This is a genomic window from Vibrio sp. 10N.239.312.D08 (assembly GCF_041466145.1).
GTDB lineage: Bacteria > Pseudomonadota > Gammaproteobacteria > Enterobacterales > Vibrionaceae > Vibrio > Vibrio crassostreae_C.
In genome coordinates this window covers 54,128-77,028 of sequence record NZ_JBFSSD010000006.1, presented here as the reverse complement: position 1 = coordinate 77,028, position 22,901 = coordinate 54,128, and the positions used below count along the sequence as shown (strand labels likewise).

General features: G+C 44.4%; 18 protein-coding genes. 9 read left to right on the top strand and 9 right to left on the bottom strand.

Annotated features, from left to right (window positions below; all coding sequences use genetic code 11):
* Positions 1-131 precede the first annotated feature (131 nt).
* Positions 132-317 (bottom strand): hypothetical protein, encoded by a 186-nt coding sequence (locus tag AB6D58_RS05110; protein WP_004734731.1) that lies wholly within the window; start codon positions 315-317, stop codon positions 132-134.
* A 164-nt stretch (positions 318-481) separates the two neighbouring features.
* The gene (locus AB6D58_RS05105; RefSeq protein ID WP_102320448.1) at positions 482-1,999 is read right to left on the bottom strand and encodes a fumarate hydratase; all 1,518 of its coding nucleotides are present in this window, start codon (positions 1,997-1,999) and stop codon (positions 482-484) included.
* Positions 2,000-2,253: 254 nt separating this feature from the next.
* Here AB6D58_RS05105 and pabB point away from each other — a divergent pair, with 254 nt between their 5' ends.
* Positions 2,254-3,633 carry an aminodeoxychorismate synthase component I gene (pabB, locus tag AB6D58_RS05100; protein WP_017065426.1) on the top strand — a complete coding sequence of 460 codons (1,380 nt, stop codon included), beginning with the start codon at positions 2,254-2,256 and terminating at the stop codon, positions 3,631-3,633.
* A gap of 162 nt (positions 3,634-3,795) precedes the next feature.
* Here the strand turns inward: pabB and AB6D58_RS05095 are convergent, their stop codons facing one another.
* Together AB6D58_RS05095 and AB6D58_RS05090 are read right to left on the bottom strand one after the other, a co-directional pair.
* Positions 3,796-5,514: an ATP-binding protein gene (locus tag AB6D58_RS05095; protein WP_136979629.1), complete on the bottom strand. Its 1,719-nt coding sequence runs from the start codon at positions 5,512-5,514 to the stop codon at positions 3,796-3,798.
* 1 nt (position 5,515) lies between these two features.
* Positions 5,516-6,058, bottom strand: coding sequence for a heme NO-binding domain-containing protein (locus AB6D58_RS05090; RefSeq protein ID WP_065584176.1), 543 nt, complete (start codon positions 6,056-6,058; stop codon positions 5,516-5,518).
* Between the two features lie 303 nt (positions 6,059-6,361).
* On the opposite strand from AB6D58_RS05090, the gene AB6D58_RS05085 reads away from it, so the two are divergent.
* The 3 genes from AB6D58_RS05085 (at position 6,362) to AB6D58_RS05075 (ending at position 10,006) form a co-directional block, all read left to right on the top strand.
* Positions 6,362-6,961, top strand: coding sequence for a CoA pyrophosphatase (locus tag AB6D58_RS05085; protein ID WP_102320451.1), 600 nt, complete (start codon positions 6,362-6,364; stop codon positions 6,959-6,961).
* Between the two features lie 309 nt (positions 6,962-7,270).
* Positions 7,271-8,524, top strand: a complete 1,254-nt coding sequence (locus AB6D58_RS05080) for an aromatic amino acid transport family protein (RefSeq protein ID WP_048609200.1) — start codon at positions 7,271-7,273, stop codon at positions 8,522-8,524.
* 120 nt (positions 8,525-8,644) lie between these two features.
* The gene (locus AB6D58_RS05075; protein ID WP_017060420.1) at positions 8,645-10,006 is read left to right on the top strand and encodes an L-serine ammonia-lyase; all 1,362 of its coding nucleotides are present in this window, start codon (positions 8,645-8,647) and stop codon (positions 10,004-10,006) included.
* Positions 10,007-10,139: 133 nt separating this feature from the next.
* Here the strand turns inward: AB6D58_RS05075 and AB6D58_RS05070 are convergent, their stop codons facing one another.
* Both AB6D58_RS05070 and AB6D58_RS05065 read right to left on the bottom strand, forming a co-directional pair.
* The gene (locus AB6D58_RS05070) at positions 10,140-11,282 is read right to left on the bottom strand and encodes an amino acid permease (protein ID WP_017060419.1); all 1,143 of its coding nucleotides are present in this window, start codon (positions 11,280-11,282) and stop codon (positions 10,140-10,142) included.
* Positions 11,283-11,363: 81 nt separating this feature from the next.
* The gene (locus AB6D58_RS05065) at positions 11,364-11,561 is read right to left on the bottom strand and encodes a hypothetical protein (RefSeq protein ID WP_048611631.1); all 198 of its coding nucleotides are present in this window, start codon (positions 11,559-11,561) and stop codon (positions 11,364-11,366) included.
* Between the two features lie 501 nt (positions 11,562-12,062).
* On the opposite strand from AB6D58_RS05065, the gene AB6D58_RS05060 reads away from it, so the two are divergent.
* A complete protein-coding gene (locus AB6D58_RS05060) occupies positions 12,063-13,685 on the top strand; it encodes a methyl-accepting chemotaxis protein (RefSeq protein WP_372156598.1) in 1,623 nt (540 codons plus the stop codon).
* A 102-nt stretch (positions 13,686-13,787) separates the two neighbouring features.
* On the opposite strand, the gene AB6D58_RS05055 is transcribed toward AB6D58_RS05060, so the two are convergent.
* Positions 13,788-15,278, bottom strand: coding sequence for a SulP family inorganic anion transporter (locus AB6D58_RS05055; protein ID WP_017068770.1), 1,491 nt, complete (start codon positions 15,276-15,278; stop codon positions 13,788-13,790).
* A gap of 557 nt (positions 15,279-15,835) precedes the next feature.
* Here AB6D58_RS05055 and asnS point away from each other — a divergent pair.
* Positions 15,836-17,236 carry an asparagine--tRNA ligase gene (asnS, locus tag AB6D58_RS05050; protein ID WP_017060416.1) on the top strand — a complete coding sequence of 467 codons (1,401 nt, stop codon included), beginning with the start codon at positions 15,836-15,838 and terminating at the stop codon, positions 17,234-17,236.
* 133 nt (positions 17,237-17,369) lie between these two features.
* Here the strand turns inward: asnS and AB6D58_RS05045 are convergent, their stop codons facing one another.
* Complete coding sequence (locus AB6D58_RS05045; RefSeq protein WP_004734707.1) at positions 17,370-17,576, bottom strand: hypothetical protein; 207 nt, start codon at positions 17,574-17,576, stop codon at positions 17,370-17,372.
* A gap of 127 nt (positions 17,577-17,703) precedes the next feature.
* Positions 17,704-19,107, bottom strand: a complete 1,404-nt coding sequence (locus AB6D58_RS05040; RefSeq protein WP_017065418.1) for a PLP-dependent aminotransferase family protein — start codon at positions 19,105-19,107, stop codon at positions 17,704-17,706.
* 218 nt (positions 19,108-19,325) lie between these two features.
* Here AB6D58_RS05040 and AB6D58_RS05035 point away from each other — a divergent pair, with 218 nt between their 5' ends.
* The 3 genes from AB6D58_RS05035 (at position 19,326) to AB6D58_RS05025 (ending at position 22,810) form a co-directional block, all read left to right on the top strand.
* Complete coding sequence (locus AB6D58_RS05035) at positions 19,326-19,625, top strand: hypothetical protein (protein WP_017060414.1); 300 nt, start codon at positions 19,326-19,328, stop codon at positions 19,623-19,625.
* A gap of 250 nt (positions 19,626-19,875) precedes the next feature.
* Positions 19,876-21,417: an HD-GYP domain-containing protein gene (locus tag AB6D58_RS05030; protein WP_017071957.1), complete on the top strand. Its 1,542-nt coding sequence runs from the start codon at positions 19,876-19,878 to the stop codon at positions 21,415-21,417.
* A gap of 202 nt (positions 21,418-21,619) precedes the next feature.
* The gene (locus AB6D58_RS05025; protein ID WP_017065416.1) at positions 21,620-22,810 is read left to right on the top strand and encodes an amino acid aminotransferase; all 1,191 of its coding nucleotides are present in this window, start codon (positions 21,620-21,622) and stop codon (positions 22,808-22,810) included.
* Positions 22,811-22,901: the final 91 nt, after the last annotated feature.

The window sequence follows — 22,901 nt, the reverse complement described above, 5'->3', positions numbered from 1 at the left end:
CGTTGGGATAGTTTGTATGCTTTTGCTTATGTTGATGAGTATGCAATACACATTCTTAATGCTAGATGAATAAAAGCCCCTGACTACATTCATAATCAGGGGCTTTAGAATTTTTGCACGATATCCGACGTCTAATCGTCTTCAATCAACTTGTAGATAACAAACAGTGCAATCTCTGCAATTAGCCAAAGCGCACATGTAATCGTCACGTATTTATTATCAAAGATACTGATCCCTTTCAAGATCAGGTCGTAGCCAACAAAAGCACCAATCACCACTGCCAAGATAATCTGTAGGATCTGAATAAAACGAGGCATTCCTCTCTCCTATGTTCTTATATCAAACTATGTGTTTATCACTATATCATTGATAATAAGACAAAAGTGCAGATAATGCTGCACTTTTGTCTTTAACTTTCTGTCAAAAATTGCAATTCAAACGCTGAAGTTAGCGACAATTACGATTTTTTGGCGTCGATTAATTACGCTTTCTCAGCTTCAGCAATCTTCACTTTCCACGTGTCAGGGCCAATCTGGTGTGCGTTCACGCCGTTAGAGTCAACCGCTACCGTTACAGGCATATCTTCAACTTCAAACTCGTAAATCGCTTCCATACCGAGATCTTCAAACGCAACAACGCGTGCTTTTTTAATTGCTTTTGCGACTAAATAAGCTGCACCACCAACCGCCATTAGGTAAACCGCTTTGTGCTCTTTGATTGATTCAACCGTTGCAGGGCCACGTTCCGCTTTACCGATCATGCCCATAATGCCAGTTTCGTTCAGCATCATGTCAGTGAACTTATCCATACGTGTTGAAGTTGTTGGGCCCGCAGGACCTACCGCTTCATCACCTACAGCATCAACAGGACCCACGTAGTAAATGAACTTGCCTTTGAAATCAACGCCGGCTGGTAAGCCTTCGCCGCTTTCTAGCATGCCTTGAATACGTTTATGAGCAGCATCACGACCGGTTAAGATCTTACCTGACAGAAGAACCGTTTCGCCGGTCTTCCACTCTTGTACGTCTTCTTTAGTCACTTCATCAAGGTTAACACGACGTGTATTTGCGCCCGCTTCCCAAGTGATGTCTGGCCACTCTTCTAACTTAGGTGGCGTTAGCTCTGCTGGGCCGCTGCCATCTAGTGTGAAGTGAACGTGACGCGTTGCTGCACAGTTCGGGATCAAACATACAGGCTTAGAAGCAGCATGAGTTGGTGCTGTTTTGATTTTTACATCAACCACAGTAGTGAGACCGCCAAGACCTTGTGCACCAATGCCAAGCTTGTTTACACGGTTGAAGATGTCTAAACGAAGCTCTTCTTCTGCGTTCTCAGGACCTTTCTCGATAAGCTCTTGGATATCGATGTGTTCCATCAAAGATTCTTTCGCTAGCACAGCTGCTTTCTCAGCCGTACCGCCGATGCCTATACCTAGCATACCCGGTGGACACCAGCCTGCACCCATTGTTGGCAGCGTCTTCTCTACCCATTCTGCAATATCATCAGAAGGGTTCAACATAACCATCTTGGTTTTGTTCTCAGAACCGCCGCCCTTAGCCGCGATTTGAATTTCAACTTTGTTGCCTGGAATCATATTAATGTGGACAACCGCTGGTGTGTTGTCTTTGGTATTAATACGCTTACCTGCAGGGTCCATTAGGACAGATGCACGCAATGGGTTATCTGGGTTGTTGTAAGCTTGACGAACGCCTTCATCAACCATCTGCTGTACTGTTTGATCCGTTTCCCACCTAACATCCATACCGATGTTCACGAAACAAGTAACAATACCCGTATCCTGACAAATTGGACGATGGCCTTCCGCAGACATGCGCGAGTTGATAAGAATCTGAGCGATCGCATCTTTAGCTGCTTGGCTCTCTTCTTTCTCGTACGCTTTTTCTAGGGCTTGGACAAAGTCTAAAGGGTGATAATAAGAAATGTACTGAAGTGCGTCAGCGACACTGCTGATCACATCTTGCTTACGAATAACCGTCATTGCATGCCTCTTTATTGTTCTGGTTCCATGTGGGTTCACAGTTTGACTATATGTGCCAAATCGAATTAGGTGGTTTAGCTTTTTATTGTGTTGAGCTGTATTTAGTTGCTTTAGCAATCGCTTGCATAGCTTTAAACTAAACCACTTGGATTACTCCGTTCTAATCAAGAACCCATTTTATTTTCAATTTATGATACTCTTGCTTCCTCTCACACGCCATGCAGTGATCGAACTCTTTGTCACAAATTAAACAAATGAATAACAACGAATTTCGCTCTATCCAAATCAAGCCGCTTGAATATCAATCAACTTTAGCTAAACAGCTGTTTTCCCATATTGAAAACCTGCCGTGGGCAATGCTATTACGCTCCGCTTCAGAAAGCCACGTTGATAGTCGATACGATATTTTAGTTGCTCAACCCATCGCCACCTTCGAGACAATCGGTGCAGAAACGACCGTTAATGTTAATGAGACGTGCGAGGTTTCAGACTCTGATCCTTTCGAACTACTCGACCAATATCAGCAACAATTATTGCCTGCGACTAAAGAGCACACTCAGTTGCCATTCGTTGGCGGCGCTTTAGGCTATTTTAGCTATGATTTAGGGCGCAGAGTCGAGACACTTCCATCACTCGCAAAGCGTGATATTGAAGCACCTGACATGGCAGTTGGCTTGTATGAATGGGCTGTTATCGTTGACCACCAATTGAAAACGGCGTGTATTGTCGGTAGCAATATCGATGAACATCATGATTGGCTAATGCAGCAGATGGCTCAATCACACCTATCACATGCGCCCTTTGGGTTAACCACACCGTGGCAATCCAATATGAGCGAAGAGAGCTACGCCACTAAGTTCGATAGTGTTCAAGAGTACCTGTTATCCGGGGACTGCTATCAGATTAACTTAGCTCAGCGCTTCAATGCCCAATACCAAGGTAGTGAATGGCTGGCTTATGACAAGTTAGAACAGTACAACTCAGCGCCCTTTTCGGGTTTTATCCGTTTGGCCGACTGCGCAATCATCAGTGTTTCGCCAGAGCGTTTCTTAGAACTCAAAGACAACGTCATTGAAACCAAGCCAATCAAAGGCACACGACCTCGTTCTGAGGACCCGATGATTGATAATGCCAACGCGCAAGACCTAGCAAGCGCCGATAAAGATCAGGCGGAAAACTTGATGATCGTCGACCTACTTCGTAATGACATTGGCCGAGTAGCAAAACCGGGCACAGTGCATGTACCAAAGCTCTTCGATATTGAAAGCTTCCCTGCCGTGCACCACTTAGTGAGCACGATACGAGCGGACCTTGATGACCAATACTCTGCAACTGACCTTCTGAGAGCCTGTTTCCCTGGAGGCTCGATTACTGGCGCACCAAAAGTTCGCGCGATGCAGATCATTGAAGAGTTAGAACCGCATCGACGTTCAGCGTACTGCGGCAGTATTGGCTACATCAGCCGAAATGGCAGAATGGATACCAGTATTACCATTCGTACATTAGTCGCCGAGAACAACACGCTTTATGCTTGGGCTGGCGGTGGTGTGGTATTTGATAGTGATTGTGCTTCTGAATACCAAGAAACACTGGATAAGCTGAGTCGAATTCTACCGGTACTTGAAGATTGCTAAACCTAATGTCATTAACTGCGAGTTCCGCGACTTAATGACGAGTTCCGTAGCTTAACGGCTAGCAAAAGTTCGATATAAAAAGAAACCGAAGGATCGTAAGATCACTTCGGTTTTTTAGTCTGTAAGTTAGAGTACATAACTCACAACGCTTTATTCGCGTGTTTAAGCGACCTTCACCGCTGAGACACCCCACTTCTTGAGCATCTCTTTCAGATCGTTGGCGGTGTAAGGCTTACTCAAAATGTCATCCATTCCACACTGAATACAACGTTCGCGTTCTTCCAATGTCGTTCCGGCGGTCAGTGCCACAATAGATTTAACGTAACCCTTCTCTCTTAGCTTCTCTGTTGCTTCAAACCCGTCCATAACAGGCATTCTGCAATCCATGAATACAATGTCGTATTCGTTGTCTGACGCGAGCTCAAACCCTTCGACACCATTGCTTGCGATAGCGGGTTCAATCTCATGTTTACGAAGCATTTGCTGGATGATGATCTGGTTCATCTTAATATCATCAACCACCAGCACTTTAAGTAGTGACAATTCCGCTTCAGACTCAAAGCCCTTGGCGACACTATCACTCTCTGCCGGAACATCGACAACTTGAAGAGGAATCGAGATGGTAAAGGTCGTGCCTGAGCCAACAACACTGGTCACCCCAATATCGCCATTCATCAGAGCCACCAGTTTGCGACAAATCGCTAAGCCAAGCCCGGTGCCCTCATAGTTCCGACTACTTGAGTTATCTGCCTGCGTAAAAGGTTCAAACAGCGTCTTATGCGCCGATTCAGCGATTCCGACTCCGGTATCTTCTACAGAGAAAACAAATTGGTTTTTGTCCCACTCAATATCAACATTCACATGCCCTTCTTCTGTAAATTTAATCGCATTACCTATTAAGTTCACAAACAGTTGTGTGATGCGCTCTAAATCGCCTTGGAAATGGGAGGGAACGTTTGACGCAACACTGATATTGAATTCGAGCTGCTTCTCAATTGCTCGATTGACGAAGATGCTTTCAATCGTGTTTCTCAAATCACGTAGGGCAAATTTCTTTGGAATAAGCTCTAACATCCCTGCGTTAATTTTGCTGTAATCCAATAGATCATTAATGATGGTTCGGAGAAACTCTCCAGATTGGCTCAGGTTGTTCACTATCTCACGCTGAGAGCTATTCAGTTCGGTATCACTGATCAACTCGGCACTGCCTAGTAAGCCATTAAGTGGAGTTCTTAACTCATGATTAATCATGGCCACAAAGTCACGCGTTGCCCTTTCGGACTCTTCCGCTCGTTTACGTGATTCAATATTTCGGTTGATTGCTAGTTGATGGGTTAAGGCACTGCAGATAAGGTCCGTGACCAACAACAGTTGGCTTTGGATAAACTCGTAGTCTTGGTCTAACAACCTGACTCTGACGATTAACGCACCAACTATGACTTTTTCAACCTCTAAGGGCACGGTCAGTAGGTTGTCTTGCCAATGAGGTTCTTGAATGTCTTGCTCTAACACCTCGACAGTCTCATCGCCATAATCATAGGTCTGTAACTGAGGGATGAGCTTGGGAGGTAGAATCAAACGACTGGCTTCGATTAAGTAACTGTTAGTCACGTTGGTCGTTAGTTCAGATAGCATGACATCATCGAGATCATTTCTTAGAAACGCGCGCCCAAAATCAATCAACAGGTTGTCGATTTGTTCTTGGAATTCAATGCGGCGTATATTCGCGTTGGAGCGCTTTTCTAACTGACGCAAAGCAAGCTCAAGTTGTTGGTTAGCCTCGAACAGTTCGAGGCTCTTCTGTTCCAACAATCCTTCAGCCGCTTTTCTTGCCGCGATTTGACGCTTAAGCTTCTTCTCTAGGGCAGATGCCAGATCCATATTACTTTTCTACTTTGAGATTAAACCTAACCACGCTTTGGTCATCATTTTGTGGCGTCATCTCCACCGCGATAGATTCACCGTGGTATTCAGCACATCCTTCAATAAGCCCTAAGCAAACATGAGACATACACCTTGCGCTTTTGTAGTCAAAAACAAGTTGTGCTTCGTTCGTGGTGATAAAACTGAATTCAGGTGGCTCAGCATCTGGATAGAGCTTCTTCACTTCAACATGAATGTAACGCTCTACGTGCTGAATAAATTGAAAGGTGGTATTGCTGTGAGCAAGGCTCGCTTTATTCGGTAATGAGGCCAGTAAGTTCTTAAATACAGACTGCCCAAACACGCGTTGCAAGCTTGCCGCATCAATATCGGTTTTCTTACTCAAGTTGATAATCAACCTGACAAGGTCTTTGTGGTCGTAACTGCCGACCGACGTATAGATCCCTTCATCTTCTGACATTTCTAGAACTTCTTCCAAAAGCTCTAGCCCAAACTTGTCTTCAACAAGCTCTAAAAATTCGGTGAATATGATTCCTTTCATCTCATACCTTTTCTTCTATTTCTTTTTAGAATGGTCCACTAAGTTATTGTTATCAAATTCTTAAACAAAAAATCTACGTTTCGTCACCCAATTTTATGACATGGGTAACGCTTACTCGCCTGTATGCACATATTGAATATAGCAAAAATCGTCATTTTGAGGAGATTCATCGGTAAACAGCCTCTCATGACGCCCAATTGATAACTAAAAGAGGGAAAGTGAATGAAGAAAAACTCGATATTGGTAATCAACCCACGGTTATGTCTATACTTAAAATCATAATAATCAATATATTGGCTTGATATGAATAAAGAAAACTTCCTTCAGCAATTCCAACTTAACCCTACCGTTGGCTATCATCCTGAGTCAGTAGAGCGTGTTTCGCACATCAGTGGCGAGCAATTACGTAAAGCGGCAGTGGTGGTAGGTTTAGTTGAAAGAGAAGATGGTTTACATGTCATTTTTACTAAAAGAGCGGCTCATTTAAAGCATCACCCCGGCCAAGTCAGCTTTCCTGGTGGTAAACACGAACTTTCTGACCCTTCTATGCAATTCACTGCACTCAGAGAGCTCCATGAGGAGGTGGGAATTCGATCGGATCAAGTTAAAATTATTGGGCAATTACCAGCATTGAGTACTATTAGTAAATTTTCTGTGACGCCGATTATTGCCATGGTCGATCCTGACTATGAAGCCATCATTGATGAGAACGAAGTCGCCTCAATTTTTGAGGTACCCGCTACCTATGTTTTAGACCAAGCCAAGTTACACAGCCACACTGTTAACTTTAAACAAATCAAGCATCGGGTTTTTGCGATGCCTTTCCAAGAGCACCTAATTTGGGGCGTTACGGCGCAAATTATCCAATCGCTGCAGCAACACGTACTGCAACGAATCACATAGCAACTACGTTTTGTTTAATCTCTGTTAACAAAATCCAGACTTTCTATGGAACAGATTTATTAATGCAATTTTACGCAAACGTTTCCCTGGTATAAATCTATACAACCCCGCCTTTCGCATAAATAAAACTAATACCAGGCATAAACATAAATCACATGTAGCACGCTATTTTCGTGATCAAAAATTCGTTTTTCGCATATCATGTGACACGCCGTTTCATTACATGATTTAGATCTATTTTTTGCAGAAGAAAATTCTGCAGAATTAGCCCCGACTTATTTCCTGTTCCCAAAAAATGAGTAATTTAACATGAACACAACAACTTCTTCGGCAAATGCCGTTAAAGATTCAAGCAAGTTTAACTATAAAGATTTTACCTGGTGTTTATCACTATTCGGTACAGCAGTTGGTGCTGGCGTACTATTCCTTCCAATCAAAGCTGGTGCGGGTGGTTTTTGGCCATTAGTTATCCTAGCTCTAATTGCGGCACCAATGACTTGGTTCGCACACAAATCTCTAGCTCGTTTCGTACTGTCTGCTAAAAACCCTGAAGCTGATATTACAGACACAGTTGAAGAGCACTTCGGTAAGACTGGCGCAAACATTATTACTTTTGCTTACTTCTTCGCTATCTACCCGATCGTTCTTATCTACGGTGTTGGTATCACAAACACAGTTGATTCTTTCCTAGTAAACCAAATGGGTATGGAATCTATTCCTCGTCCTCTTCTTTCTGGTGCACTTATCCTTGCTATGACAGCAGGTGTTGTATTCGGTAAAGAGCTGATGCTTAAAGCAACTTCAGCAATGGTTTACCCACTAGTATTCATCCTACTAGCGCTATCTTTTTACCTAGTTCCTGATTGGAACACTTCAATGATGGACGTAAGCCCAGAATGGTCAACAATGCCTTCTATTATCTGGCTTGCTATTCCAATCATCGTGTTCTCTTTCAACCACAGCCCAATCATTTCACAGTTCTCTAAAGAGCAACGTCGTGTATACGGTGATGACGCAGTTAAGAAAACTGACGCGATCACTGGTGGCGCAGCAATGATGCTGATGGGTTTTGTAATGTTCTTCGTATTCTCTGTAGTGCTTTCTCTATCTCCAGAGCAACTAGCAACAGCGCAAGCACAGAACATCTCTGTTCTTTCTTACCTAGCTAACGTTCACGAGTCTCCACTTATCTCTTACATGGGTCCTCTTGTAGCATTCGCAGCGATTACTTCTAGCTACTTCGGTCACTTCCTAGGTGCTCACGAAGGTCTTGTTGGTCTAATCAAGTCTCGCTCTGGTTCTTCAATCTCTAAGATTGAAAAAGCATCTCTAGCGTTCATCGTTGTTACAACTTGGATTGTTGCGGTAGTTAACCCAAGTATCCTAGGTATGATTGAAACAATGGGTGCTCCAATGATTGCAGCTATCCTGTTCCTAATGCCTGTGTTCGCGATGCAGAAAGTACCAGCTATGGCTAAGTACAAAACTTCAGCTCCTGTGCAAATCTTTACGGCTTTATGTGGTCTAGCGGCTATTAGTTCTGTAATCTACGGCGCTCTTTAATCTCAAGCCCTTTTTATAAGATGGCATCCATCTTATATCGCGAGATTAGACAAAAAATATAATGATAATAAATGAGCCTCCCTACTCCCCTTGGGAGGCTCTCTTTTTGAGGTAATCGCTATGATTAGTGTATTTGATATCTATAAAATCGGTGTTGGTCCATCGAGCTCACACACAGTTGGACCAATGAAAGCGGGTAAAGAATTTATTGATGACCTACGTTCAATGGGAAAATTGCGCGACATCACTAAAATCACCGTGGACGTATATGGATCGCTATCACTGACAGGGAAAGGTCACCACACAGATATCGCAATCATCATGGGTCTTGCTGGCAATACTCCTGAGCGTGTTGATATCGATTCTATTGCTGGCTTCATTGCTCGCGTAGAAGAAACTGAGCGCCTTCCTGTTGGCATGCACTGTCATACAGTATCGTTCCCACGCGATGGCGGTATGAACTTCCACACTAGCAACCTTTCTCTACACGAGAACGGCATGAGCATTCATGCATGGGTTGGTGACGAAGTTGCATACTCAAAAACGTACTACTCAATTGGTGGCGGTTTCATCGTTGACGAAGAGAACTTCGGCAAAGAAGAAGAAAACCCAATCAAAGCACCTTACGAATTCACAACAGCTGAAGAGCTGGTTAATCAGTGTAAGGAAAGCGGTCTTTCTATCAGTACACTGGTTATGAAAAACCAAGCAGCATTCCACTCAGACGAAGAGTCTCGCACTTACTTCGCTAACATCTGGAAAACGATGCGTGAGTGTATGGATCGCGGTATGAATACTGAAGGTATCCTGCCTGGTCCACTACGTGTACCTCGTCGTGCAGCAGCACTTCGCCAACAGCTAATGACTTCAGAAAAAACAACCAATGATCCAATGTCGGTTGTTGACTGGGTAAACATGTTTGCTTTCGCAGTAAACGAAGAAAATGCAGCTGGCGGCCGTGTAGTAACGGCACCAACAAACGGCGCATGTGGCATCATCCCTGCTGTATTGGCTTACTACGATAAGTTCATCCAAACAGTGACAGAGAAAGATTACATCCGTTACTTCGCAGCTTCTGGCGCGATCGGTGGTCTTTACAAGCGTAACGCTTCAATCTCTGGTGCTGAAGTTGGCTGTCAGGGTGAAGTTGGTGTGGCATGCTCTATGGCTGCTGCTGGTCTTGCTGAGCTTATGGGTGGTAGCCCTGAGCAAGTATGTATGGCTGCAGAAATCGGCATGGAGCACAACCTAGGTCTAACATGTGACCCAGTTGCTGGCCAAGTACAAGTACCATGTATCGAGCGTAACGGTATTGCTGCAGTTAAAGCAATCAACTCGACTCGTATGGCACTTCGTCGTTCTTCTGCTCCTACTGTTTCTCTAGATAAAGTTATCGAAACAATGCTAGAAACAGGTAAAGACATGAACGCTAAATACCGTGAGACTTCTCAAGGTGGTTTGGCTGTTAAGGTTGTTTGTTGATAGCCTTTGAATCAATCTGTTTTTAATCAGCAGATAATAAAAAGGAACGCCGATGCGTTCCTTTTTTGTATCTGAATTCCGGCCACTTATATCTAAGATGCTCGATTCGCATCTTAGATAATGGACCAAAGAACTAGATCACTTGTGAGATAAGCAGGAAGCAACCAAACAGCAGTGAGAACAACATCATTGCGCTGCCACCTTCTGCTCGGTATCGGTCATCAGCAACTTTCATGAAACGCTGTTTGTGGACCATAACCAGAGGAACAAACACCGCTAGGAACACCAAGATGATACCTGCGTAATTCAGTACTTGTAGGAACTTGTCTGCCGCAAGCAATGAACCAGCCAACGGCAAGATAAAGCTAATGCAGTACGTTACCGCTGTATTTTGGTTGAACATGTCTTTGTTCTGGTTGAACAACGCCATCGCCACACCAAAGAAAGAGGTCAACAACGCCAAGCCCGTGAAGGTAGACAGAACGTTACCCACCCAAGGAGACTGAGCCTCAAACGCCGCCATCAAATCTGATACGTTCTCAAAGCTTCTGAATTGCTCTTCACTCAAGTTGCCCACTACCGCAAACAACCAACACAAGTAACACACTAATGGGATCAGAGAACCGATGATCACCATGTTACGTAGCTGTTTGTCTGTCGCTTCGTGGTTGTAAGAAACCAAGGTTGGAATCACCACCATAAAGCCAAAGCTCGTAAACAGGATGGCACTGGTTTTGATTAGGTCAACGTGGTCATGGCTGGTTACCTGCATCAAGTTTTCTTGAGTCATGCTCGGCGCTAAGAAGGCCATGGTTGCAAACAAACTAGCAAGCATCACGAAGAACAATGCTCGATTGAGCTTATCAATCACACCAGTACCACTTGCGACTACTGCGCCAGCAAGCAAGGTAAACACGGTTTGGCTGGTAGTCGCGGTAATTTCGACGCCAAAGTTAGACAGTAACTTACTCAGCAAGTCACCTGCGCCCAGAATGTAAGCCATTAATAGGCAAATCAACAACGCGTATAGCAAGCCGTTGGTAAGCAACTGACCTTGTTTACCCAAGGTTTTTCGGGCAATAGAGTTTAATCCTAGACCGCCACCCGCTTTGATGGTCGCTTCTAGAAGTAGTAATGCTGCGTAAGTCGTACCGAAACAGATCAGTACCATAAGCAGTGTGCCGTAAAGCAATCCGAATTGAGCTAATACCATTGGGATCGCAAGCATACCAGCACCGAGAGCGGTACCAGCGATAATTAGGGAGCTACCCATCATTTTAATATTCATTGTTTTTAACTTATTTGTTTAGTTTTTATAGATGTGAGTCTTCGTTCATCGAGCGGATGACAACGGAGTTCAGATAGAAATAAAGTTATAAAACGAATAACAATAGGAGCGATAAGCGGTAAAGAAGCGTGCAGAGACGTTGTCGAACAGGGCGTTCAAAGGGGAGCTTGTCTTAAAAGAGGTAAAACGAGAAGCGTGAGTAAGCATTAACTGATGTGGTGAACCTTCCGTAGGTTCAATAATCGGTGATGTAATCTTGAATTTCATGTATGTGTCCAATAAGTCACATTCCATAGTATTTGAAGCAGCGTATCCGTTGCTGCCCTACCTCTATCATAGAGGTCTTTTCATCTTATCGAATGAGCCTCGAAACACAACGCTATAACCACAATTTTTGCTATTAAATTGAACAAAACAACCATTTGGATATAAATTGACCACTAAGTCGTCTAAAACAATAGTCTTTATTGATAAAAGACAAGCGGACAAATACATCGAGCTAATTAACAACCTAGGCTTTTCTAATTATCAGCACAATCAAAACTCGATGCTGCACTTCAATTTTCCCAAAACAACAGTCTGTTTTAAGAACAGCGAGGAGCTTGAAGCGCGTTCCATTTCAACATCAGACACGACACAAACTCGCTACATCACAGAAACATAACCACAACCGGAGTGTGGTCACACAATTCGTTATACCCCATAGGTGGTAGGAATTCTTACTAGTACAGTATTTGCGTCATTATAATTAATAAAAACAAACACCTTATGCGCTCAACAATCACCTTTAAAATCCTAGTGGCCCTCGCCATCGTGTTCACCTTTTTGCTGGCAATATCGACCTATTTCCAATATTCGCAACAAAAGCAACTTGTAAACTCAGTGTTAAGTGAGCAGCTTCACGACAAAGCAAGTAACTACTTCGATAGCCTCAATATGATGATGCTCACCGGCACCATGGCACAAAAAGAGACCCTTCGTCAGAAAGCACTGGCTCAAGAAGGCATTGAAGACGTTCGTGTTTTACGCGCCGACGCTGTCAGCAAGTTATATGGCCCAGGTAATGACAACCAAACACCGGTTGACGATATTGATAAACGAGCGCTAGCGGGCGAAACCGTTATCGAACCTTTTTCTGCTGATTGGGGCAAAGGCTTGGTTATTGCTCTGCCAATGAAGTCGAGTGAAGATTACCGAGGAACCAATTGTGTCGCCTGTCATATGGCACCAGAAGGTGAAGTCTTGGGTGCGATTCGTCTCGAATATAACCTTAACCATGTTAACTCGCTGATTAACACTCAAACCATGGCTGCTATTGGCATTATGGCAGTGATCTCGTTTGCCGGATTTGTCCTTACGATGGGATTAATTCGTAAGATTATCGTGCGCCCGCTGCAACAGACTTCTCGCTTTATGACCCAAGTCAGCAACGATAAAAACCTATCCACTCGCCTGCCGGAACAAAGCAAGGATGAGATTGGCACGCTGGCTAACTCCATCAACTCGTTCATGGGAACCGTATCTGACAGCTTAGAAAAGGTACAAAGCACCTCGCACAAGTTAAATGCGTCTGCCAACCAACTGACTAGTGTCGCGCAAATTACCGAGCAAGCCGTCAGCGACCAGCAAAGCGAAACCGCAGAAGTGCAACACAATGTCGAAGGAATACAGGCACAGCAAGTCAATGTAGAACAAGCGACTTTAACAGCTTCAGAGCTTATCAATCACACCGCTGATGTGGCGTGTAAGAGTGCCAACCAAGCACACGAAGCAAGCAGTGAGATAAAAAACCTCGTTAGCAGCATAGAAGAAGTGAAACACAAAATACTGACACTCAATGAGCAAACCGGAGAGGTCTCTTCAATATTGAGTGTGATTCGTGGCATTGCTGACCAAACCAATCTTCTGGCCTTGAATGCAGCAATTGAAGCGGCACGTGCGGGAGAACAAGGTCGTGGGTTTGCGGTGGTGGCTGATGAAGTTCGCCATCTTGCATCACGAACCGCTGAAGCAACAGGCAGTATTGAGTCAATCATTCATCAGTTCCAGCAAGGCAGCGAAGAGTCGCTGAATTCTGCCGATCGCGTTTGCGAACAAGCCCATCAAAGCTCAACCGATATCGACGCACTTTCAATTGAAATGAATGGTGTGGTCGAAGAGATGAAACAGGTGCTGGCTCACGCACAGAATATTCAGCAGCAAACGCAATCCACCACACAAGCGACTCAAGATGTTCAACAAAAGGTTGAAACCATCACCTCTCACGCCAACAACACATCGCAATCCGCGGCTGAAACTCGCAACATCAGCAATGACTTAGAAGAGCTATCTGATCATCTTGAATCGCTGATTAATCAGTTTACTTTGTCGAGTACAAAGAAGAAGTCATAGATCGCCAACAAAAAAGCGCTCAACAATGAGCGCTTTATCTTCATAGCAACGTCTAATTCAGGCTTTCAGGCTTTCAGGCTTTAAAAGAACCGTAAACCAAGATTAGTGCGTAATGGAAACCGCGGTTAAGTCTTTATGCTTGTGATACATCGCGTGTTTTACTATCAGATTCGCACTCACGCTATCCATTCCTGACACTTCAACGTAAGCCCCTTTTTTACGGAACTTGAACACAACCTTATCAAGCGCCTCGACCGAGGTATTATCTAAGAATGACGCATCCGATATATCGATGGTCACTAAAGAGGTCGCGTTGTCATAATCAAATAAGTCGACAAACGCATCTGACGAAGCAAAGAAGACATGGCCTTTTACTCGGTGAATGGTGTGCATTTCGTTTGTCACGACTTCATCGGATATAAACACCATGGATTTGCTGGCATGTGCATAAAACAGAGCCGACAGCACCACGCCAACCGCAACACCTATTGCTAAATTATGAGTAAACACCACCACCGCCACGGTTGCTAGCATGGTTACATTGGTTGGCAGTGTGTGATCTTTAAGCTCAACAATGGAACGCCATGAGAATGTGCCGATAGAAACCATGATCATCACAGACACTAAAGCGGCCATCGGTATCAGCTTCAACCAATCAGAAACAAACACCACCATTAGCAACAAAACCACCCCAGCGATCATGCTGGACAATCGGGTTAAGCCGCCTGATTTGATGTTAATGATCGACTGACCGATCATTGCGCAGCCCGCCATTCCACCAAAAAGGGAAGCCACGATGTTCGCAACGCCCTGCCCTTTACACTCATTGTTTTTATTGCTTTCAGTATCAGTCAGGTCATCGACTATGGTCGCTGTCATCAAGGATTCCAACAAGCCAACCAGAGACAGAGCAATCGAATATGGCAGGATGGTTGCAAGCGTCTCAAACGTGAATGGAATATTAGGAATCAAGAACACAGGCAGTGAATCGGGAAGCTTGCCCATATCGCCAATCGTTCTCACATCTAAGCCGAAGAGCAAACTAATGATTGTCAGGGTAACAATCGCGACCAGTGGAGAAGGTATTGCGCGACCAAACTTGGGGAAATAAGGAAGCAGATAAATGATCGCCAAACCCAAAGCGACTAACACGTAAACGCTTGAAGGGACGTTGATTAATTCAGGAAGTTGGGCCATGAAAATTAGAATGGCGAGCGCGTTAACAAATCCAGTAATCACCGATTTGGAAACGAAATTCATCAGGTTACCAAGCTTGAGATAACCAGCTGCGATCTGAATGACGCCAGCTAGAAATGAAGCGGCGAGTAGATATTCTAGTCCGTGCTCTCTCACTAAAGTGACCATTAGTAGCGCCATAGCGCCTGTTGCACCGGAAATCATTCCCGGACGACTGCCAACCAAAGCAGTGACGACACAAATACAGAACGAGGCATAGAGCCCTACTTTAGGGTCAACGCCTGCAATAATTGAAAATGCGATGGCTTCAGGGATCAATGCGAGTGCAACCACAATCCCAGATAATGAATCTCCTTTAACGTTTGATAACCAGTGTTTTTTTAAATAATTAAGCATGTAATTCTCTTTTACTTGTACAGCCAGTCCTGCCTTGTTGAGACATAATTTGATCGACTGTTTTTCTTGAATGAGCGAGCGCTCGAAAAGTGCGGGTGTAGAGAGAATGCAGGGGTTAAGGCGGCGTAATTAACACGTAGATATTAAACTCCTCTTGTACTTTAGTGGGAAATTAAGAAGGTGATCAAGTCCAAAATGACTGAATCCGCGCCAATATAGAGTGAGTCTCAACACAATCACACTCCCATTATTGAAAACAAAGGTTTCGATTACGCCATGCTCGTTCAGCAGCTCACATAGGGTGAAAGGTAAGGCTGACGCTAAGATCGAACAAAAAACACACCCTCAAACCTATTTATCGTCAGTAGACACAATATTTCTTTCACCAAGCAAGAATAAAGGTTGAAGCTGTCGGTATGACAGGTAATATGTTCAATCGATTTAAAAAGTTTATACAACTTAATGTTTCGGCTAATTATTGTGCAAATGTATATTTATTTGCAGCAATGCCAGAGACTTTGAGTTGAATTTGTCCCTCAATGGAGAATGAAATCAACATGACTTACGCGCCTGTAACAGACGTACTTGGCGGCAAGCTAGCGGTAGACAGTGAAGTAACTGTTCGCGGCTGGATCCGTTCACGTCGTGATTCCAAAGCTGGAATCTCTTTCCTTGCCATTTATGACGGCTCTTGTTTCGACCCGATTCAGGCCGTGGTTCCTAATAATCTTAATAATTACGAAAACGAAGTATTAAAGCTAACAACTGGCTGCTCTGTTGAAGTAACGGGTAAGATTGTTGAGTCTCCTGCGAAAGGTCAAGACTTCGAACTAGCAGCAACTGACGTTAAAGTTGTAGGCTGGGTTGAAGACGCTGACACTTACCCAATGGCTAAGACGCGTCACTCTATCGAGTACCTTCGTGAAGTTGCTCACCTACGTCCACGTACAAACGTGATTGGCGCAGTAGCACGTGTACGTAACTGTCTATCTCAAGCGATTCACCGTTTCTACCACGAGCAAGGTTTCTTCTGGACTTCTGCTCCGCTTATTACTGCATCTGATGCAGAAGGCGCTGGTGAAATGTTCCGTGTTTCTACGCTAGACATGGAAAACCTACCACGCACTGAAAAAGGCGACGTAGACTTCAACGAAGATTTTTTCGGTAAAGAGACGTTCCTAACAGTATCTGGCCAACTTAATGCTGAAGCTTATGCTTGTGCACTAAGCAAGGTTTACACGTTCGGTCCTACGTTCCGTGCTGAAAACTCAAACACAAGCCGCCACCTAGCTGAGTTCTGGATGGTTGAGCCTGAAGTTGCGTTTGCAGACCTTAACGATGTAGCGAAACTGGCTGAAGACATGCTTAAGTACGTTTTCGCTGCTGTTCTTGAAGAGCGCCGCGACGACCTTGAATTCTTCGCTTCTCGCATCGACAAGCAAGCAATTACTCGTCTAGAGCAATTCGTTGACGCTGACTTCGCACAAGTTGACTACACTGACGCAATCCAAATCCTACTAGACTCTGGTAAGAAATTTGAGTTTGACGTTGAGTGGGGCATCGACATGTCTTCTGAGCATGAGCGTTACCTAGCTGAAGAGCACTTCAAAGCACCTGTTATCGTTAAGAACTACCCGAAAGACATCAAAGCTTTCTACATGCGCTTAAACGACGACGGCAAAACAGTTGCAGCAATGGACGTACTTGCACCAGGCATCGGTGAAATCATCGGTGGTGCACAACGTGAAGAGCGTCTAGACATTCTAGACGAGCGTATGATTGCTATGGGTATCGACCCTGAGCACATGAGCTGGTACCGCGACCTACGTAAATACGGTACAGTGCCACACGCTGGTTTCGGTCTTGGTTTCGAGCGTCTAGTATCTTACGTAACAGGTATGGGTAACGTTCGTGACGTGATTCCATTCCCACGTACACCACGCTCTGCAAACTTCTAATTCGAAACCTATTCGATATTAAAAGTTAAGAACAAACAAAAACCTCCGCACTTGCGGAGGTTTTTTTATGTTCGGAATAAAACGAGTCCAGATGCTTCTGCGTGCCACTATCTGAGACTCATTATTTCAAAAGCTAATCCACATCTTGGTCGATAGCGTATTTTATTGCAAGACCGCAAATTGCCATCATAACGAATGGGATCGCGGCAGTGGTGTATTCCGCCCACGCCATATCAGCGAATGCTTTTGCCAGCAGTACGTGGCCGAGAATAAGCAGAAGCGCACACACAATAGCGACAATAATCAGCTTAACTTCATTTCCCATAGTCATTTTCAACATAACGGTATCTCCAATATTTGGTCTACCGTTATTGAATCACAACTCTTTGGTCAATTAGGCGTACAGTTACCCCACAAACAACCCGTACAGTTGGAATGATTGTTTTTTTTATGAGGGACTTAAGGTTTTACGAGTGCGTAAGTTGATGTGCCAGTTTGCCAAGCCAGATGAGCGCCTGTTCTTTCTCTTCTGTCAGTTCATAAGAGAAGTTCAATCGTATCGCGTTATCCACTCTGCCATGCTCACTAAACAGATCGCCAGATGCAACGCTAATACCTTGTTCGATAGCCAGTTGATGAAACTGTTGGCTGTCGAATTTTTCAGAAAAGCGAATCCATATCAAGTAACCACCAGCCGGCTCTTCAATCTCGATTGAATGCGGAAAGTACTGCTTAATGACATCGATAAATCGCTCTTTCCTGACGACAAGGTTTTTACGCAGTTTACGAAGGTGATTGTCGTAGCTTTCATGCGTTAAGAAATGAGCGACACCAAGTTGAACAGGAGCGCTACTCGATAACGTAGAAAGAAGCTGTAACTTTTGAATCGCGTCGTTAAAACGCGTGTTCACAACCCACCCTACTCGATAACCAGGACACAAACTTTTTGAATACGACCCACAAAGCAAGACGGAATCGGTCTTATCGAAGGCCTTTAGTGGCTTCGGCTTATGCCCTTCGTAATAAAGATCGCCATACACGTCATCTTCAATAATGTAGGTTCCATGCTGTTCTGCAATCTCTACCACACGGCGCTTTGCCTGTTCCGACAAACTGGTTCCCGTTGGGTTTTGAAAAGTCGTCATCAGCCAACACGCTTTAACATCTTGGTTTTGTAGCGCGTTTTCAAACTGCTCTATATTCAACCCATTGATTGGGCAAACGTCCACTTCGATAGGGTTAAGCCCGAGCCTCTCGACAGCCTGCAGAGCACCATAGAAGGCGGGAGACTCAATCACGACGTTATCACCCGACTTGGTGACCGTTTGCAGGCTCAAGTTGAGCGCTTCCATAGCACCCGACGTAATCACGATGTCTTGATGATTAACCGTAATCCCTTGCTGCAGATAACGCTGTGCGATTTGCCTTCTCAAGGACTCACTGCCCGGTGGTAAATTATTTATCACACTCGCGCCAGTCATCTTCCTACCCGCGCTGGCAAGGTTTCGAGTCAAGGTAGGTAACGGGAAAAGGTCGGGATCTGGGAATGCAGAGCCGAAAGGAATCACACCTTCGGCTGAACTCGACTTCAAGAAATCAAATAAGCGGTCATTAATGGCTTTCTTTTCACTAACGAGTGGCTGTGCGTAGTCAACGCCGTCCAGCCTTGGCGCTACAAAGTAGCCCGACTGAGGTTTAGCGATGATCCACCCTTCGCTTTCTAGCAACTGGTAGGCTTGTAAGACAGTACTATTGCTGACGTTGTAATTTCGACAACTCATGCGTACCGAAGGGATCTTCTCTCCGGATCGCCACGTATTGTTGGCTATCTGAGTTCGAATATCCTTTGCAAGCTCTTCATAACGCGCCATCTAATTGTACTACCTAGAGAAATTCTGTGAGCCGGTGATTTTATCACTTACGCCAACAACTATTGCTGCTATCCATATGATCGCACCTAATTTCCACAATAGTGTGAATTGGTTCACAGATAACTTTGTAAGCTTTGCTAAGTTTGTACCCAAGGTAGGAGCTAAGTTGGCTTTCTACCTCAATAATTTGATGTAACCCAAAAACATGCGAGATAACAATGAAAAAAATAGAAGCAGACCAATTAAGTTATAAAGGAGAGTCAAACGGTGTTCACAGTTGGACAACACCGAGCGGTCAGCCATATTACTGGCACCCAGATTGGCTCCATATTGCTGAAGATGCGACAGGCTCACATCCAAAGCAAAAGATCGATGTCGAACAAGACCAAGCACCAACGGAAAAACACGCGGTGTCTGCTATTCTGAAACACATCAACCAATGGGCTGCAGACAAACTAGCGTCTCACCCTGAGATTGAAACCGGCTCAATCGAAGCTGAAATCAATCTCAAAAAGTAACGGGTTAAAGTAGATAGCGAACTCAATCACGCGCGATTCTAACCCAATACACAGACTGAATAGCCTCGACCCTCGACCGGGGCTATTCAAGTATCTTCATAAAAATGCTGCAATAACCCCCACCTAGCTAACAAATCTCTAACACAAACCAGTTTCTTGTATCAATCCACGAAAGCTATCGATAGAATTTCCGGTCTTATTCACGTCAGTTATGCTAATCATTCGCAATTCTAAAGTCGTGAATCAATGAATGCGTAAATCTAATAAGAATGAGAACAAAGGCTTACCGATGGATACTTCAAATTACAATCAATCGCTAACGACTAAGTTATACGTCATTGCTGGCGTGCTGTTTGGCACCTATGGCAGTCGGGTGTGCCCTATGCTCGATAGCTTAACGACGTTAGAGATTTTCACACAAGTCAGTATTGTGTTTATCTTATTATGGCTCGCACGTCGTTACCCATTGGCGCAACATACCTTGGTCAAGCAAGGCCGATTCACGCAACTCGATACCCTGCTATTTTTTGCTGCAAGTGTGCCTTTCGCGCTCTACTACAACTTAAGCTATGAATTCACCATAGATAGTAATTTGAAGGTGCTGTTTGGCATGAGTCTATTCGGCTTCTTTACCGGAACCATTCTTCAATTGAATGCCAAGCTCAGCCAAATGGATAAAATGGAGACGACTGGACAATTCGACTTCCAACTGGTTGGTGAAAGAAGTTCACTGGTCAAGCAGATGATAGGCTTGGTTATCGTGCTTCTGGTAACACTGACGACTATGTTGACGATGATTGCTGTCAAAGACATCTTCTGGTTAGAACATAACCCTGACCGCTTATTGGATGGCACCGGCAAGATCAGCGTGATCAAAGAGTTTATTTATTTGGCTGTGGTACTGGGTGGCTACGCGATAACCATCATGACGCTTTGGAGCAAGCTAATTAAGCGTATTCTCCTAAGCCAAGAGCACGCATTAAACAAAGTCACCAATGGCGAGCAAGGCGTTCGCTTACCTATTTTCGGCTACAACGAGCTTGGCTCAATGGCATCTATGACCAATACAATGCTTGATAGCCTTGAAACCGCGCAAAACGAAGTCAAAACCACACGTGACGTGGCCATTGTGAGCTTATCGGCATTGGCTGAATCTCGAGACAATGAAACGGGCGCACATATCCTAAGAACTCAAGAGTACGTCAAGGTGCTCGCACAAGAGCTCAGCAAATCAGAAACCCACTCAAGCTTGTTAACACCAAACTACATCGAGTTGCTCTACAAATCTGCGCCTTTGCACGACGTGGGCAAAGTAGGTGTTCCTGATAGTGTGTTATTGAAGCCGGGCAAATTGACGGACGAAGAGTTTGAGATAATGAAAGGTCACCCCGCGATTGGGGCTGAAGCGTTATCTATTGCAGAAAAGCAGTTGGGAAGTAGCTCTTTCTTAAGAGTCGCAAAGGAGATATCTCTGACTCACCACGAGAAATGGAATGGCAGTGGTTATCCTAATCAGTTGTCTGGTGAAGATATCCCGTTATCTGGCCGTTTAATGGCATTAGCTGATGTTTATGATGCGCTCATCTCGAAGCGAGTCTACAAGCCACCCTTTACTCATGAACAAGCTAAACAGATCATCTTAGAGGGCAATGGGACGCATTTTGATCCGCAAGTTGTCCAAGCTTTTCTGGTCGTCGAACAAGCGTTTGTTTCAATTGCTGCGACCTACAAAGATGGCAAAAATGTAGCGAGTGAACTCGAGCGCGAAAGCTTTATTGCTCAACCAGCGTAATCTATTCAAAATCCACTAACTTCTTGCACCCTATAGGTTAATCCGTAGGGTGTTTTGTTATCAAATATCCTCTTTAGTCAATAAATCTGATTGAAATGGATTTTTTTTGGTCTTTCTGTTCACTTCGTATTGTCTTAAAAATTCCATACAGGTATAACTACCCATAGATACTATCCCCTCTCAATTGACATGGATGAAGATTATGTTTGAAAAAGTGTTAGCTGCTCCCGCCGATCCTATCCTCGGCCTTACTGAAGAGTTTAAAAAAGACTCTCGTGCAGAGAAAATCAACCTTGGCGTTGGCATCTACAAAAATGAAGATGGTCAAACACCAGTACTTAAAACAGTAAAGAAAGCAGAAGCTGCACTTCTTGAAAACGAAAAAACCAAATCTTACCTAACGATTGAAGGTACAGCTGAATACGGTCTAGCGGTTCAGAAACTTCTTTTCGGTTCAGACGCAGAGATCGTTGCATCTCAACGCGCTAAAACAGCACAAGCTCCAGGTGGTACAGGTGCACTTCGCGTAGCGGGTGAATTCATCAAGCGCCAACTGGGCGAAGTGAAAATCTGGATCAGTAACCCAACTTGGGCTAACCACAACGGCGTTTTCGCAGCTGCGGGTATCGAAACTGCTCAATACAGCTACTACAACGCTGAAACTAAAGACAAAGACTTCGCTGGCATGGTTGCTGACCTAGAGAAAGCTTCTGAAGGCGATATCGTTCTTCTTCACGGCTGCTGTCACAACCCAACAGGTATCGACCCAACAACTGAAGAGTGGGAAGTACTGGCTAAATTGGTTGCTGAGAAGAAACTGCTGCCTCTATTCGATTTTGCTTACCAAGGTTTTGCAAAAGGCGTTGAAGAAGATGCTGCTGGCCTACGTATTTTTGCTCAATACAACAAAGAGATCCTTGTTGCTAGCTCGTTCTCTAAGAACTTCGGCTTGTACAACGAGCGTGTTGGTGCATTCACTCTGGTTGCTGAATCAGCAGACGTAGCAACGACAGCATTCTCTCAAGTTAAGAGCATTATCCGCTCTATCTACTCTAACCCACCAGCCCACGGCAGTGCTGTCGTTACTCACATCCTTGGTGATGCTGATCTACGTGCTGAATGGGAAGCAGAAGTGGCAGAAATGCGTGACCGTATCCAAGAGATGCGTGAACTATTCGTAACGACACTGAAATCAGAAGGTGTTGATGCAGACTTCACATTCATCGAACGTCAAAACGGCATGTTCTCGTTCTCAGGTCTAAGCAAAGAGCAAGTAACTCGCCTAAAAGACGAATTCGCAATCTACATTGTTGGTTCTGGCCGTATCAGTGTTGCTGGTATGACTAAGTCAAACATGGGTCCTCTATGTAAAGGTATCGCTGCGGTTCTTTAATCGAAAAGCGAAACCTGTATTTGCAGACCAATAGATGTGTAAAAGCCAGCAATTAAGCTGGCTTTTTTGTGTCTCTCTCTTTGTATATAAG

Excerpts from the sequence above, each read along its gene's own strand:
- AB6D58_RS05045 (WP_004734707.1), bottom strand. The coding sequence starts at position 17,576 with ATGTTGAAAATGACTATGGGAAATGAAGTTAAGCTGATTATTGTCGCT.
- AB6D58_RS05075 (WP_017060420.1), top strand. The coding sequence starts at position 8,645 with ATGATTAGTGTATTTGATATCTATAAAATCGGTGTTGGTCCATCGAGC.
- AB6D58_RS05030 (WP_017071957.1), top strand. The coding sequence starts at position 19,876 with ATGCGTAAATCTAATAAGAATGAGAACAAAGGCTTACCGATGGATACT.
- AB6D58_RS05105 (WP_102320448.1), bottom strand. The coding sequence starts at position 1,999 with ATGACGGTTATTCGTAAGCAAGATGTGATCAGCAGTGTCGCTGACGCA.
- AB6D58_RS05060 (WP_372156598.1), top strand. The coding sequence starts at position 12,063 with ATGCGCTCAACAATCACCTTTAAAATCCTAGTGGCCCTCGCCATCGTG.
- AB6D58_RS05080 (WP_048609200.1), top strand. The coding sequence starts at position 7,271 with ATGAACACAACAACTTCTTCGGCAAATGCCGTTAAAGATTCAAGCAAG.
- AB6D58_RS05035 (WP_017060414.1), top strand. The coding sequence starts at position 19,326 with ATGAAAAAAATAGAAGCAGACCAATTAAGTTATAAAGGAGAGTCAAAC.
- AB6D58_RS05110 (WP_004734731.1), bottom strand. The coding sequence starts at position 317 with ATGCCTCGTTTTATTCAGATCCTACAGATTATCTTGGCAGTGGTGATT.
- AB6D58_RS05040 (WP_017065418.1), bottom strand. The coding sequence starts at position 19,107 with ATGGCGCGTTATGAAGAGCTTGCAAAGGATATTCGAACTCAGATAGCC.
- AB6D58_RS05025 (WP_017065416.1), top strand. The coding sequence starts at position 21,620 with ATGTTTGAAAAAGTGTTAGCTGCTCCCGCCGATCCTATCCTCGGCCTT.
- AB6D58_RS05090 (WP_065584176.1), bottom strand. The coding sequence starts at position 6,058 with ATGAAAGGAATCATATTCACCGAATTTTTAGAGCTTGTTGAAGACAAG.
- AB6D58_RS05055 (WP_017068770.1), bottom strand. The coding sequence starts at position 15,278 with ATGCTTAATTATTTAAAAAAACACTGGTTATCAAACGTTAAAGGAGAT.
- AB6D58_RS05095 (WP_136979629.1), bottom strand. The coding sequence starts at position 5,514 with ATGGATCTGGCATCTGCCCTAGAGAAGAAGCTTAAGCGTCAAATCGCG.
- pabB (WP_017065426.1), top strand. The coding sequence starts at position 2,254 with ATGAATAACAACGAATTTCGCTCTATCCAAATCAAGCCGCTTGAATAT.
- AB6D58_RS05065 (WP_048611631.1), bottom strand. The coding sequence starts at position 11,561 with ATGAAATTCAAGATTACATCACCGATTATTGAACCTACGGAAGGTTCA.
- AB6D58_RS05070 (WP_017060419.1), bottom strand. The coding sequence starts at position 11,282 with ATGATGGGTAGCTCCCTAATTATCGCTGGTACCGCTCTCGGTGCTGGT.
- asnS (WP_017060416.1), top strand. The coding sequence starts at position 15,836 with ATGACTTACGCGCCTGTAACAGACGTACTTGGCGGCAAGCTAGCGGTA.
- AB6D58_RS05085 (WP_102320451.1), top strand. The coding sequence starts at position 6,362 with ATGAATAAAGAAAACTTCCTTCAGCAATTCCAACTTAACCCTACCGTT.